This is a genomic window from Gemmatimonadaceae bacterium (assembly GCA_037721215.1).
Lineage (GTDB): Bacteria > Gemmatimonadota > Gemmatimonadetes > Gemmatimonadales > Gemmatimonadaceae > UBA4720.
On the sequence record JBBJNV010000002.1, the window covers coordinates 1 to 12090 of the forward strand.

The 12090-nt window shown below is 60.6% G+C and carries 13 protein-coding genes; 5 read left to right on the top strand and 8 right to left on the bottom strand.

Translation table 11 applies throughout. The features are described from left to right. Positions 1–249: 249 nt before the first annotated feature. Entirely contained in the window at positions 250–1077 is an 828-nt protein-coding gene (locus WKF55_00855) for a M48 family metallopeptidase (GenBank protein MEJ7758116.1), read from the bottom strand. A 125-nt stretch (positions 1078–1202) separates the two neighbouring features. Between WKF55_00855 and WKF55_00860 the strand changes: the two genes are divergently transcribed. Together WKF55_00860 and WKF55_00865 are read left to right on the top strand one after the other, a co-directional pair. Next, positions 1203–1808, top strand: coding sequence for a hypothetical protein (locus tag WKF55_00860; GenBank protein ID MEJ7758117.1), 606 nt, complete (start codon positions 1203–1205; stop codon positions 1806–1808). A 92-nt stretch (positions 1809–1900) separates the two neighbouring features. Then, entirely contained in the window at positions 1901–2344 is a 444-nt protein-coding gene (locus WKF55_00865) for a BrxA/BrxB family bacilliredoxin (protein ID MEJ7758118.1), read from the top strand. A gap of 3 nt (positions 2345–2347) precedes the next feature. Here WKF55_00865 and WKF55_00870 read toward each other — a convergent pair whose 3' ends face one another. Next, entirely contained in the window at positions 2348–3634 is a 1287-nt protein-coding gene (locus WKF55_00870; GenBank protein MEJ7758119.1) for an ABC transporter permease, read from the bottom strand. Next, positions 3627–4625: an ATP-binding cassette domain-containing protein gene (locus WKF55_00875; protein ID MEJ7758120.1), complete on the bottom strand. Its 999-nt coding sequence runs from the start codon at positions 4623–4625 to the stop codon at positions 3627–3629. Before WKF55_00875 ends, WKF55_00870 begins: the two co-directional genes overlap by 8 nt. Positions 4626–4748: 123 nt before the next feature. Between WKF55_00875 and WKF55_00880 the strand changes: the two genes are divergently transcribed. Genes WKF55_00880 through WKF55_00890 form a run of 3 tightly spaced genes read left to right on the top strand, consistent with a single transcriptional unit; the run spans position 4749 to position 7739 of the window. Continuing rightward, positions 4749–5933 (top strand): putative sulfate/molybdate transporter, encoded by a 1185-nt coding sequence (locus WKF55_00880; GenBank protein MEJ7758121.1) that lies wholly within the window; start codon positions 4749–4751, stop codon positions 5931–5933. Continuing rightward, positions 5914–6366 (top strand): sigma factor, encoded by a 453-nt coding sequence (locus WKF55_00885; protein ID MEJ7758122.1) that lies wholly within the window; start codon positions 5914–5916, stop codon positions 6364–6366. The genes WKF55_00880 and WKF55_00885 overlap by 20 nt, the downstream gene beginning before the upstream one ends. Before the next feature lie 14 nt (positions 6367–6380). Continuing rightward, positions 6381–7739, top strand: a complete 1359-nt coding sequence (locus WKF55_00890) for an ATP-binding protein (protein MEJ7758123.1) — start codon at positions 6381–6383, stop codon at positions 7737–7739. A 173-nt stretch (positions 7740–7912) separates the two neighbouring features. Here the strand turns inward: WKF55_00890 and WKF55_00895 are convergent, their stop codons facing one another. The 5 genes from WKF55_00895 to msrA all read right to left on the bottom strand — a co-directional run bounded on the left by WKF55_00895 (position 7913) and on the right by msrA (position 11966). After that, positions 7913–8368, bottom strand: coding sequence for a DM13 domain-containing protein (locus WKF55_00895; protein MEJ7758124.1), 456 nt, complete (start codon positions 8366–8368; stop codon positions 7913–7915). 283 nt (positions 8369–8651) lie between these two features. Further along, positions 8652–9098, bottom strand: a complete 447-nt coding sequence (locus WKF55_00900; protein MEJ7758125.1) for a DUF3047 domain-containing protein — start codon at positions 9096–9098, stop codon at positions 8652–8654. Positions 9099–9117: 19 nt separating this feature from the next. Then, positions 9118–10611, bottom strand: a complete 1494-nt coding sequence (locus WKF55_00905; protein MEJ7758126.1) for a mercuric reductase — start codon at positions 10609–10611, stop codon at positions 9118–9120. Further along, positions 10601–11284, bottom strand: coding sequence for a TVP38/TMEM64 family protein (locus tag WKF55_00910; GenBank protein ID MEJ7758127.1), 684 nt, complete (start codon positions 11282–11284; stop codon positions 10601–10603). The genes WKF55_00905 and WKF55_00910 overlap by 11 nt, the downstream gene beginning before the upstream one ends. A gap of 13 nt (positions 11285–11297) precedes the next feature. Next, positions 11298–11966, bottom strand: a complete 669-nt coding sequence (gene msrA / locus WKF55_00915; GenBank protein ID MEJ7758128.1) for a peptide-methionine (S)-S-oxide reductase MsrA — start codon at positions 11964–11966, stop codon at positions 11298–11300. Between the last annotated feature and the right edge of the window lie 124 nt (positions 11967–12090).

Genomic DNA, 12090 nt, shown 5'->3' on the forward strand with positions numbered 1-12090 from the left:
GCCCGTTCGCCCGTTCGCCCGTTCGCCCGTTCGCCCGTTCGCCCGTTCGCCCGTTCGCCCGTTACCCGGTACCCGTTCCTTCGTTTCCCGTCTCCAGTTTTCCGTTGCCCGTCTCCAGTTTTCCGTTGCCCGTTTTCGGGTGGCGGGCAGCCGATCAACGGGTAGCGCTCAGCCAAGGAACGGGTACCAGGTAACGGGCAGACCGGTAACAGGTTACAGGCGAACGGAGTAGTCGGCCCCGGCCTGTACTTACCTCACAACTCTCCGAAACCTCTCCGCTCCAAGATCCCCGCCAGCGCCGCCATTCGTGCGGATCAGCTCCTCAAGGCGCGCCATACGGTTGTCAGGGTTTGGATGAGTGCTGAAGAACTCCGGTTGGCGCCCGCCACCGCCGCCCTGAGCGAGCACATTCATCAAGCTGATCATTCCGGTCGGATCGTAACCCGCCTGCTTCATAAATTTCACTCCAAGCGCATCGGACTCTAGTTCGTCGTTTCGCCCGTAACGCATCGAGACAAGCTGGCCCACGGCAGCCGCTATTGCAGCCGTGCTCGCGCTGGGATTCTGCGGATCGTATGTGGCCACTCCAACGGCGCCCACCAATCCCTGGGTCAACTGCTGTTTGGCCAGGTGCTCCGCTCCGTGTCTCGCCATCACATGGCCAATCTCATGACCGAGCACTCCCGCAAGCTCCGCCTCGTTTTTCAGCTTCGTGAGCAGGCCCATCGTGATCGACACCTGCCCGCCCGGGAGCGCAAACGCATTGATCGTCTGCGGGTCACGCAGAACATGAAAATCGAACTTGTAGGGAGTGGCCGCAGACCCCGCCTGGCGAGCCACTTTTTGGCCCACCTGCTCGACGTAGTTGCTGATTTCCGAATTCTGCACCTCGCCACCGAACTGCGCTCCCATCTCCGGCATCGCCTGGAGGCCGAGCGCAACTTCCTGCTCCTGGCTGATACTCACGCGCTGGACTTCGCCGGTAATCTCGTTCGTCGAGCTCGACGAGAAATACGTCGCCGCGGAAATGGCAGCGATTACGAGCGCAATGATGATACGGGGGCCAAAGCTTCGCATCGGTGTGCTCCGGTTGAACGGGGGGCAGCGGCTCGGGAAGACAACACTCAGGAAAGCAATGCGTGTGCCGGAAAAATGTAGCACGAAGCAGTCGCAAAGCCGGCGCGAGATTCGCGGCGGATTGCGTGACCGGTACATTCAAGCCGATGGGAGACATCGCAAGAGACAACAGCGAGCGGCTTCGTCGGCGCCTGGCAGCGGGATTGAAAGTGCGCGAGCCCGCGGCATTCGTGCGGCTCGCCCGGTCTGTCCTCGACATGGCGCTGATCACTGGCGTAGTTGCACGTCTCTATCGCGCGCTGATTCTCACGCGGCCGGGTGCCGGAGGCGGGCTTTATGTCGCCGTCACGTTCACCCTCGGCGCGATCTTCCTGCTGGCGATGACCACCGCACACCTCAGCCGGTTTCCGCTCAAACAGTGGATCTGGCGAGCTCCTGCATTCGCGGCGCTCGCCGGAGCGTTCGAAATGCTGACGAGCCTCGCACTCATCGCTGCCCGGCGCGAGCCCCTCGGCACCGGCGCGGCCTCAATGTCTGACTGGCCGGCAATGGCGGCACGGACGATCGGCTGGAGGATACTTGCGATATCGCTTTTCGCACTGATACTCGCCGGAATTGTCAAATGGGTGCGCTACATCCTCCTCAGGAAAGGACATTCAGCATGGAGCGCAGGGTCGGTCAGAGCGGGAATTCCGGGCGAGCGCTTCATCGAACGACGGCGGGATCGATAGGCGTCGCCCCGTCAACCATTTACTATTAGAACAACAGCACGCAACACATTGGAGATGGAAGAACAGCACGCAACACACTGAGAGGAATAAACATGTACGATGAGAGAATGGTCACGCCGATGCGGCAGGAACTAACCCGGCTTGGCGTGCAGGAAATGCGAACCCCCGATGAAGTGGACGCGAAGCTCCGCGACACGAAGGGTACGACACTGGTAGTGGTGAACTCGGTCTGCGGCTGCGCGGCGCGCAACGCCCGCCCCGCTGTAGCGTCGGCGATCCAGCACACAGTCAAGCCCGACGCGATGACGACGGTCTTTGCGGGACAGGATGTCGGCGCCGTACAGCGAGCGCGTGGCTATTTCACCGGCTATCCGCCGTCGTCGCCGCAGATCGCTCTGCTGAAGGACGGGAAAGTCGTGTTCATGCTCGAGCGGCACCAGATCGAGGGTCGGACGGCAAACGAGATCTCCGCCGATCTCACCGGCGCGTTCGACAAGTATTGCGAAACACCGGCTTCTGCCCAGGCGATGGCCTGACCTTCAGTTGGAGTAGCTGATCCAGCGCCCGAGCTCTCTGAACGTCGGGCGCTTCCCGTACATCAGCATTCCTACTCTGTAGATTCGCGCCGCCAGCCACACGGCGCCAAGGCACGCGAGTATCAGCGCCGCGATCGTTCCCGCCAGCTCGTACCACGGAACAGTACCCAGGCTCAGCCGCAACGGCATGATGATTGGCGACGAAAAGGGAAGCCACGACATTACCTTCGCCAGCGTCGACGTCGGGTTCACGATGATCGGATTGATGAGAACAGCGGTAGCGACGAGCATGATCATCAATGGCTGCGCCGCCTGCTGCGCCTCCTGGTCGCTGTTGACCATGGCCCCCACTGCCGCGTAGAGCGATGCGTAGAAGATAAATCCGAGAATGAAGAAAACGAGCAGCAGCAGTGCCAGCACCACTGTTATCTCCGGAAGAGAAAACGGCGTGGTAGTGATACCAAATCGCGCCAGGAGCGGTTCACGCAACCGGAATATCAGGATCGATGTGGCAATCCAGATCACCTGTTGCGTGAGGCCTACGGCACCGACTCCCAGTACCTTGCCCGCAAGCAGTGTCTCTGGTCGAACGCTCGATACCACGACTTCGGCAACGCGGTTGGTTTTTTCCTCGAGCACGCCGCGCATGACGTTCTGGCCGTAAAGAACGATCGACACATACAACAGCGCCGCAATTATGCCGGCGAAGATAATGCTGACGACTCCCGAGCCTCCCCGACCTTTCTCGGTAATCCGCTCCGTTCGCAGTTGCAGCGGAATGAACGTCAGGTCGCGCACCTGGCTTGAATCGATTCCTGCGTTCTCAAGGCGCTGTCCGAGCAGGGCTTCCCGTACCGCGGCGCGCAACCGTTCCATATCCGGAATAGACGTCGCGTTTCGGCCGGCGTACAGAACTTCTTCGCCGTTAAGCGCGCGCGCGTCGACCCTGACATAACCGCTGACCTGATTCGCCATTATCTGGCGGGTGGCCGTGCTCTCGGCGCGGGAAAGTTCTGCCGGGTTTACCACCACGACCTGCGGCGGAACGAAGCCGGGTGGGCGCCCGCGGCTCAGCGACTCTGCAATCCGCTGCCCGAACCCGGTCGTAGTGGCATCGAGTATCCGCGTATTCGTGAACTCGGCCGGCGACTTACTCCGTTTGGACATCACCGCGGGGATGATCATGATCGACCCGAAGAACAGCGGGCCGAACACGGTAGCGATGATGAACCACTTCGTGCGCACGCGCTCGATGTATTCGCGCTTGACGATCGCCCATAGCTTAGCCATGTCCGGTCATCCCCGTTTCAACGCCGCCTGTCCATGGACCTTCACCCGGGGCGCGGGGAGTTGCGCCCACCTTCTCAAGGAATATCTGGTGCAGTGATGGCTGTACTATCTCGAACCGGTTGACGATTGCGCCGGCGCCGACGACCCGCTGCAAAAGGGCCTGTGCGTCGGCCCCTGCCGCGAGCTCGACCTCGAAGAACCGGTTCGAATCATCCACGCGATCGACCAGCGATCTGTCGGCCAGGATCGAGCTAACCTCGGCGGAGGGTGATCCGCCGAGCGACAGCGCGACGTTCCGTGTTCCGTGGCTGTGCTTGATGTCCGTTATCGACCCGTCGAGCACCTTTTCGCCCCGGGCAATGATACACACCGAGTCGCAAAGGCGCTCGGCGTTGTCCATGAGGTGAGTACTGAAAATGATGGTCTTGCCGCGTTGCTTGAGCTCGACAATGGTGTCCTTGAGCGCCTGCGCGTTGATGGGGTCGAGGCCGCTGAACGGTTCGTCGAGGATCACGAGATCGGGATCGTGGAGCAGGGTGCCGATAAACTGTACCTTCTGCTGCATGCCGCGCGAAAGCTCGTCGATCTTGGACAGCCCCCAGTCTTTCTCCGCGGTCTTCAGATCGAATCGCTCCATCCATTCCGTGATGCGTGATTCAGCATCAGCGCGCTTCATCCCTTTCAGCTCGGCGAGAAAGCGCAGAACGCGGCGAACCTGCATCTTGCGATAGAGACCACGCTCTTCGGGAAGGTAGCCGATGCGGTCGGTAATTCCGGGGTCACTAGCCGGCCGCCCCAGGATCCGGATGGTGCCCTTATCGGGAGCGATGATGTTGAGGATCATCCGGATGGTGGTGGTCTTTCCCGCTCCATTGGGGCCGAGCAGTCCGTAGACCGCACCCTTCGGCACCCGCAATGACAGGTCGCTCACGGCCACGTGCTCGGCGTATCGTTTGCCGATGTTGTCGATCTCTATCGTGTAGTCAGGCATGCAGCGGGGGGACGAGCCATGTGGTTTCGTGCGTGGTGGGAGCGTACAATATAGGCGTGCCCTCAAAGCGATGCGGATGACGCTGCAGCATTCCCTCATAGGCGTGCGCTCTATGCCATGCGGATGACGCTACGGCGATCCCCCGATGCTCCTGCCGGGCGACTTGCGTCGAGTCGCATCCGTTTCGATCGCAACGAGCTGGCGGGGGCCTTTGGAGACATCGGCACCGACTTGCCGCTCATCATCGGGATGATTCTCGCGTCCGGGATGGACAGCTCGAGTGTGCTCGTGATGTTCGGGCTGATGCAGTATTTTACGGCGGTCAGTTACGGGATGCCGATGCCCGTCCAGCCGTTGAAGGCGGTGGCGGTACTGGTGATCACGCAGAAGATCGCGCCGGGGATCATCTACGGCGGCGGGCTTGCGATTGGCGTCGTGATGCTGGTGCTCACGCTTACTGGCGCGATCGGCTGGCTCGTGCGCGTCGTGCCGCGGTGTGTGGTGCGCGGCCTTCAGTTCGGGCTCGGAATACAGCTATCGCTGCTGGCGCTTCGCGATTACGTGAGGGCTGACGGGATTCCCGGATACATGCTCGCTGGTGTCGCATTCGTGTTGATCGTTGCGCTTCTGGGGAATCGCAGATTTCCGCCGGCACTGTTCGTAATCACACTGGGTGTGATTTACGCCCTCGTATTCAAGTTGGGTGCGGCTGACATCGCTGGCGGCGCCGGGTTCAGTCTGCCGCGGCTCCAGGTGGTAACGATGGACGATGTCATCGCCGGGTTTCTGCTGTTGACTATTCCGCAGATTCCGCTGTCACTCGGGAATTCGGTGCTGGCGACCCGCCAGATCGCAGAGGATTTGTTTCCGGAACGGAAGATCGGGGTGCGACGGCTGACGTTCACATATGCTGCGATGAACCTGGTAAATCCGTGGTTCGGGGGAGTTCCGACTTGCCATGGGTCGGGGGGGCTTGTGGGGCACTACACGTTTGGGGCGAGGACCGGCGGCTCGATCATCATCTATGGGTCGCTGTTCGTTACGCTGGGATTGTTCTTCGCCAGCGGATTCGAGAAAGTGGTGCAGGTGTTTCCGTTGCCGGTGCTCGGGGTGTTGCTGTTTTTCGAAGGAGCGGCGTTGATGCTGTTTGTGCGGGACGAAGCTGCAGATCGTAGCAATTTCTTCATCGTCGTGATGACAGGACTGATAGCGAATGGGCTCCCATACGGTTATGCGGCGGGGCTGGTGATCGGGACTGCGGTTTATTATGTCCGCAGGCCCGTAAGGCGTGACGGAACCGGGGATTGATGACGTTGCGGCTGATGACATTGAAAAACCGGCCGCGGTCCGCAGCCGTTCGAGCGGAAATACGATCTTGCTCCGTCCTGTATCCCGCGCCAATGTAGCTGTTTCCGACGATTTCAATCCGAGCCTGGCTCGGAGCGTTCCCTACTCAAGTCTTCTGGTCCCGATGGACGCGAGCATTTCACCGACAGACGACGAGTTGATGATCCGGGCTCAGGGCGGTGACGGCCTGGCGTTCGAGCAGATTTATGGTCGCTACGAGGCGCGGGTTTACGCTTTTCTCTGGCGTATTACTGCAAACACGGCGCTCGCCTCCGACCTGAGGCAGGATGCGTTTTTCACACTCTGGCAGAATCGACATAACTGGAAAGACGGCGGATCCGTCAGCGCCTACTTGGTCGTACTCGGAAGCATTGTAACGACGCCGACTTCCTAGTATACTTCTGAGCTATGGATCTGCACGAAGTTTTACGGCGCAACGAGGGCAAGACCCTGGAGTTCAAGCGCGATCTCTCGTCGCCTGATGCCGTGCTCCGGACGGCTGTTGCGTTCGCCAATACCGCGGGCGGTACTCTGCTGATCGGTATCGAAGATCGAACAAGGCGCGTCCGTGGAATCAGTAATCCACTCGAAATGGAAGAACGCCTCGCAAATATTGTGAGCGACTCTGTCGCTCCTCACCTGCTTCCTGAAATTGCTATTCTGCCTTTTCGAAGGACACACGTTGTCGCGGTGCAGATTTTTCCGAGCGGCTCGAGACCGCATTATCTCAAGCGGATGGGGTTACAGAATGGCACATACGTAAGGGTTGGTTCAACCAATCGCCGTGCCGACTCCGAGCTAATCTCCGAGATGCAGCGATTCGCCCGCGGGGAATCGTTCGACGAGCGACCGATGCCGGATCTGGACTCGGAAGTGATCGACTTCCGAGTTGCTTCCGAGTCGTTTGCCCAGATTCGACGGCTCACCCGGCGCGACCTCAGGACGCTCGGACTTGTGAGCGCGTACCAAGGGCGTATCGTGCCAACAGTCGGCGGCTTGGTTCTTTTCGGAAATGAACGCCTGAGCCATTTTCCCGACGCCTGGATCCAGGCGGGGCGGTTTGACGGGAGGAACAAGTCTACTATCCTCGATCAGGCGAGTTTGCGATTGCCTCCGATTCAGGCGATCGAGGCCGCCGTTGAATTCGTCGAAAAACACTCGGCGCGTGGCGTCAGCATTGGCGCAGTTCGCCGAATGGAGCGATGGAGCCTTCCCCCGGTGGCCATACGGGAAGCTGTCGTGAATTCGGTCGCACACGCGGACTACTCTCAGCGAAGCGGGCCGATCCGGCTCGCGATATTCGACGATCGGCTTGAGATCGAGAATCCGGGGTTGCTGCCCTTTGGCCTGACCGTGGCCGACCTGGAGCACGGCGTGTCGAAGCTTCGGAATCGTGTGATCGGCCGCGTGTTCCACGAAGTCGGCCTGGTCGAGCAGTGGGGAAGCGGGATTCAACGGATGAACGCTGCCTGTCGCGATGCCGGGCTGGCCCAGCCGATTCTTGAGGAAATCGGCAATCGTTTCCGTGTCACACTGCCCATTGGAACAACCCGAAGGCCCAATGTTGATTCCAGAGACGGGGAAATACTCGAGCTGGTCAATGTGCCAGAAGGCCGAGCGACCCGGGAGATTGCCGATCACATTGGGCTGACGCCCCGAGCGACGCGCACACGTCTTTCGGCGCTTGTTGACCTTGGTCTGGTCAAAGAGATTGGAAGCGGGCCCCAAGACCCACGACGCAGGTATTTCCGAACAGAGAACAGCTGACAATCAGCGAGGACTCGCTGGCCAGAAGGGCAATCGGATTTCTCGTGGTCGAACCATGAACCTGCTCGCTGCGCTTTCAGCTCGGCGATCCAACCACGGCCGTCCCGACGTTTATAAACATGGGATCCCATACAAATACCGCGGCTTGCTGTATCGGCGGGCGCCCACCGACCTCAGGGCGTCGCCGGTATCGCCGCCTCAGCCACCGGAACATTGAACGGATCGCACCACACGAGTACCCAGGTGTAGCTCGCCCCTGCAGGCAATGCAAACGTGTAGCTTTGCGCACCCCTGTTTGACCGCAACGCCGAAATCCTGAGAGGACGCCCGGTATTGGCGTTGTTGGTGGTGTTCACGTATATGAACGGTCCGGGCACCGCGTCTACCGAAAAATCATCACCGAAGTCGAGCCGTCCCACCCCATTGGCAACGGTGAAACGCACGCTGCCGTTGCCCCGATGCCCGACACCGACAAACGTGCCCGTTACGCCCGCTGTGGCGGCGGGCGGCGGGGCAACAACACCGGGCTCGACCGGCATCGCGTTCGGCGCGGTGGGCGGAGTCGCGGAATTGCACCCCGCAAAAATGCCCGCGGTAATACATGCAGCGATCACTCTGTAATGGCTCATCGGTCTACTCGTTGGTGGGTATCACACAGGTAACGCGCGAGATCGCTCATTGGTTCCCGCGCAACGCGCGCAAAAACTCTGGTGTCATGGAGCCACCCACTCCAGGCGCCGGAGCTCACCGACTGCCCGCGCCCGGGTCTGATCAGTATCCTGCATCACACCAACAGCGGTAATTGGGGGCGGCCTCCGGCGCCAGATCCGCCGATAGTCGGCGAACGGCTTCACCGTGTTCTCCCCCCAACGCCCGACATCCGAGTTGCCCCCTACCCGGATCACATGGAGTTTATCGGACACAAAGCTGGGGCGCGTAGTCATTCGGTTCAGACGTCCCGAAGGTATAGAAAATGACGCGGCTCGATCCGCCGAAAAGCCCGGGTTTTCCAAATACGACATAGACCCGCAGTGGAGAATCATCGGTTTTTTCCTGACGAAGATCCGCGCCTTGGGGAGCCTGCACAACTCGCCACGACCAGCTCAGCAAGCCCGGAGCTTCCGTCAGCGGAGTGGGCAGCTCACGATAAAACCACGCCGCGCGACCGGCTCCCTGAACTCTGAGTACGGGCCCTTCGCCGTCGTTGCGCACCTCGATTTCGGGTGCCGACTGGCCGCGGATGTTACGAACTTTCCATCCAGGGGGGAGCCCGGCCCTGAGAGGCGCGTTCGCCAGCGACAGAATGGCAAACGGCTCGGCCAGCAGGACGCCCAGTAAAACCAGTACTAACCGTATCATGGCATCCACAGAGCGATGGTCACCGCACTATCCGAAAAAAGAATCGAAACAACCCGAGCACGCGCGGAGTCAGCTTGCGCTTCCGCCACGCATCGGCCGCTTTGCGAATCACTTCCGCGTGAGTGGGATACGGGAAGATCGCGGCTCCGATCGCAGAGAGTCCGAGCCCCTGCTGCATTGCCATCGACAACTGGGCGATGATATCGCCAGCATGATCCGCAACTAGCGTCGCGGCCACGATCCGGTCGGATCCCTTGTGGAGATGAACCCGCAGGAATCCCTCGTCGTCGCCATCGAGCCGGGCGCGATCGACGTCGTGAAGGGGAATGGTTACCGCCTCGAATTCATCGCCACCGGCGTTCACCGCCTCCCACTTCATCCCCACATGCGCCAGCTCAGGCTGCGTATAGGTGCACCACGGAATCACGAGATCAGTCACCTTCTTCCGGCCGAAAAAGAGCGCGTTCTGCACGACCATGCGGGCGTGAGCATCAGCCGCATGAGTGAATGGCGACAGGGCGGTGATATCCCCGACTGCAAACACCCGCCGATTCGTTGTGCGCAGCCGCCCATCGGTGATGACTCTCCGTTCGTCGAAATCGACCCCAGCGGCATCAAGCCCAAGATCCTCGACATTCGGTACGCGTCCACTGGCGACGAGGATTGCGTCTGCCTCCACCTGTTCAGAGCGTCCATTGCGGGTGACGTGCAGCACGACCGGATTACTGCCAACGACCCGTTCCATCGTGGTACTCGTCAACAGTCGAACCCCGTCTCTCGCCAGCGCCGCCGAAACTACCCCCGCGGCTTCCGGGTCATCCTTCCCCAGAAGGGTGTCGCCTTGTTCCACTACGGTGACAGCGCTACCGAATCGCGCGAACGCCTGGGCAAGCTCGCATCCAATCGGCCCGCCGCCAATAACGGCGAGTCGCCGCGGAACCTCGGCCAGCGAGAAAATAGTCTCATTGGTGAGGAAACCGGATTCAGCAAGGCCGGGGATCGGCGGGATGGCAGGCCGCGTACCGGTAGCAATGACGGCACTACGAAAACAAAGGTCCTGCCCGTCCACTGCGATCGTGTCGACGCCGGTGAAACGCGCCTGTCCGAAGAAGACATCGACGCCCAGGTCGCGGAACCGCGATGCACTGTCCAGGCCACTGATGTCAGCGCGGATCTGCCGCATCCTTCGCATAGCGGCCGCGAAGTCCCGCTGACCCGCAACATCGGGTCCCCCGAAACGCTCATGCGCCGTAGCTGCCGCATGCCATGCGCGTGCTGCTCGCAACAATGCCTTCGACGGCACACATCCAACATTGAGGCAATCACCGCCCATCCAGTGGCGTTCTATCAGCGCCGTCGTCGCACCCAGGCCTGCTGCAATAGCCGCGGTGACGAGGCCGCCTGTACCGCCCCCAACCACGACCATGTGATACCTGTCCTTCGCGCGCGGATTCTCCCAACCCGGCGGATGCACATTCGCGATCCGTGCCTGCTCGGCCGCATTATCCTGCATCGCTCTCTCCGAGCGCGCGCTTGCCCGCCCGAGCCGCGATAACAGCCACCGCTACGGTCGCCAGCAGACCAAGCGCAAGGACGAGATAGTATTCGGGACCACGCTCGACGTCGCGTCCACCGAGTGCCGTCAGGTCACCTGCAAGTTTCCCATAGTAGACGTAGAGCAGCGTTCCCGGAATCATGCCGACCGAGCCGAGGAAGTAGGGAAGGAAACCCACCTTCGAGATTCCGAGCGCGTAATTCAACGCGTTGAAAGGCAGGAGTGGTGACAGCCGCATCAGCACGACCATCTTCCCGCCTTCCTTCTCGATGATCTGGTCGATGCGCTGAAATCGTTCGTTCCCTGCAAGCTTTTTCTCCACGACCGGCCTCGCGATATAGCGCGCGACGAGAAACGCCGCGGCCGCTCCCAGAGTCGCGCCGATGAAGACATAGATCGTACCCCGAACGAGCCCGAAAATCGCCCCTGCCGCCAGCGTGAGGATCGAACCCGGCACGAACGCGACCGTCGCTGCGATGTAGCCCGCGATGAATACAACCGGGGCGAGGGGTCCGAGGCTCTCGACCCACATTGCAAAATTCTGAAGAGGTTCGGCGGCAACGCGGCCGAGCATGAAAAGCAGAGCGATGACGGCGAGGGCGATCGCGCCGCCAACCAGCCAGCGTTTCATCCGGTGAACCCGCTCACCCGCCTTTCTTCCCCCAGACCTCTTTCAGTCGGTTGTCTCTTCCGCACCGGCTGCGGTAGAACTTGTACCGGACTGGATTCTTCACGTAATAATTCTGATGGTATTCTTCGGCAGGGTAGAAGGTGGTTGCAGCGACGATCTCGGTCACGATCGGCTGCTTGAACCGGCCGGACTGTTCGATAGCTCGCTTCGAAGCATCGGCGGCGTTGCGCTGATCCGCACCATGATGAAAGATTGCCGACCGGTACTGCGATCCCGCATCGCAGAACTGGCGATTCGGTGTGAGGGGGTCGATGTTGCGCCAGAATACATCGAGGAGTCTGGCGTAGCTGATTTTGGCCGGATCGTATTTCACCTGGACTACTTCGGCGTGGCCGGTGCCACCGGCGGAAACCTGGTCGTAGGTGGGATTGGCCACGCTTCCCCCGATGTAGCCCGAGGTTGTCGATACTACCCCATTGAGCTTGTCGAAGGGGGGCTCCATGCACCAGAAGCAGCCGCCGCCAAACGTCGCAACCTGCAGCGCCTGGGCGTTGGCAGGAGTGTCGCGGGAGAACTGCTGTGCTCGAGCCTCGCCGGCACTCCCGCTCGCAAGCGTAACCATCAGCAAACCGACAGCTCCGTTAAGGAAACTTCTTCGTTCCAGAAATGTTCGTCGTTCCATTGTTGCCTCTTCTCGTAATTCGTTATGACTTAGCATGACTCATGCTTAACGCCCCAGTACTGCTATCGGTTCCCTCGGCCGCCTCCGTTTCCGGAACGATTTTCACTCACCGCGGGTTCAGCTG

Excerpts from the sequence above, each read along its gene's own strand:
- WKF55_00890 (MEJ7758123.1), top strand. The coding sequence starts at position 6,381 with ATGGATCTGCACGAAGTTTTACGGCGCAACGAGGGCAAGACCCTGGAG.
- WKF55_00855 (MEJ7758116.1), bottom strand. The coding sequence starts at position 1,077 with ATGCGAAGCTTTGGCCCCCGTATCATCATTGCGCTCGTAATCGCTGCC.
- WKF55_00870 (MEJ7758119.1), bottom strand. The coding sequence starts at position 3,634 with ATGGCTAAGCTATGGGCGATCGTCAAGCGCGAATACATCGAGCGCGTG.
- msrA (MEJ7758128.1), bottom strand. The coding sequence starts at position 11,966 with ATGGAACGACGAACATTTCTGGAACGAAGAAGTTTCCTTAACGGAGCT.
- WKF55_00900 (MEJ7758125.1), bottom strand. The coding sequence starts at position 9,098 with ATGATACGGTTAGTACTGGTTTTACTGGGCGTCCTGCTGGCCGAGCCG.
- WKF55_00875 (MEJ7758120.1), bottom strand. The coding sequence starts at position 4,625 with ATGCCTGACTACACGATAGAGATCGACAACATCGGCAAACGATACGCC.
- WKF55_00895 (MEJ7758124.1), bottom strand. The coding sequence starts at position 8,368 with ATGAGCCATTACAGAGTGATCGCTGCATGTATTACCGCGGGCATTTTT.
- WKF55_00910 (MEJ7758127.1), bottom strand. The coding sequence starts at position 11,284 with ATGAAACGCTGGCTGGTTGGCGGCGCGATCGCCCTCGCCGTCATCGCT.
- WKF55_00880 (MEJ7758121.1), top strand. The coding sequence starts at position 4,749 with ATGACGCTACGGCGATCCCCCGATGCTCCTGCCGGGCGACTTGCGTCG.
- WKF55_00865 (MEJ7758118.1), top strand. The coding sequence starts at position 1,901 with ATGTACGATGAGAGAATGGTCACGCCGATGCGGCAGGAACTAACCCGG.
- WKF55_00905 (MEJ7758126.1), bottom strand. The coding sequence starts at position 10,611 with ATGCAGGATAATGCGGCCGAGCAGGCACGGATCGCGAATGTGCATCCG.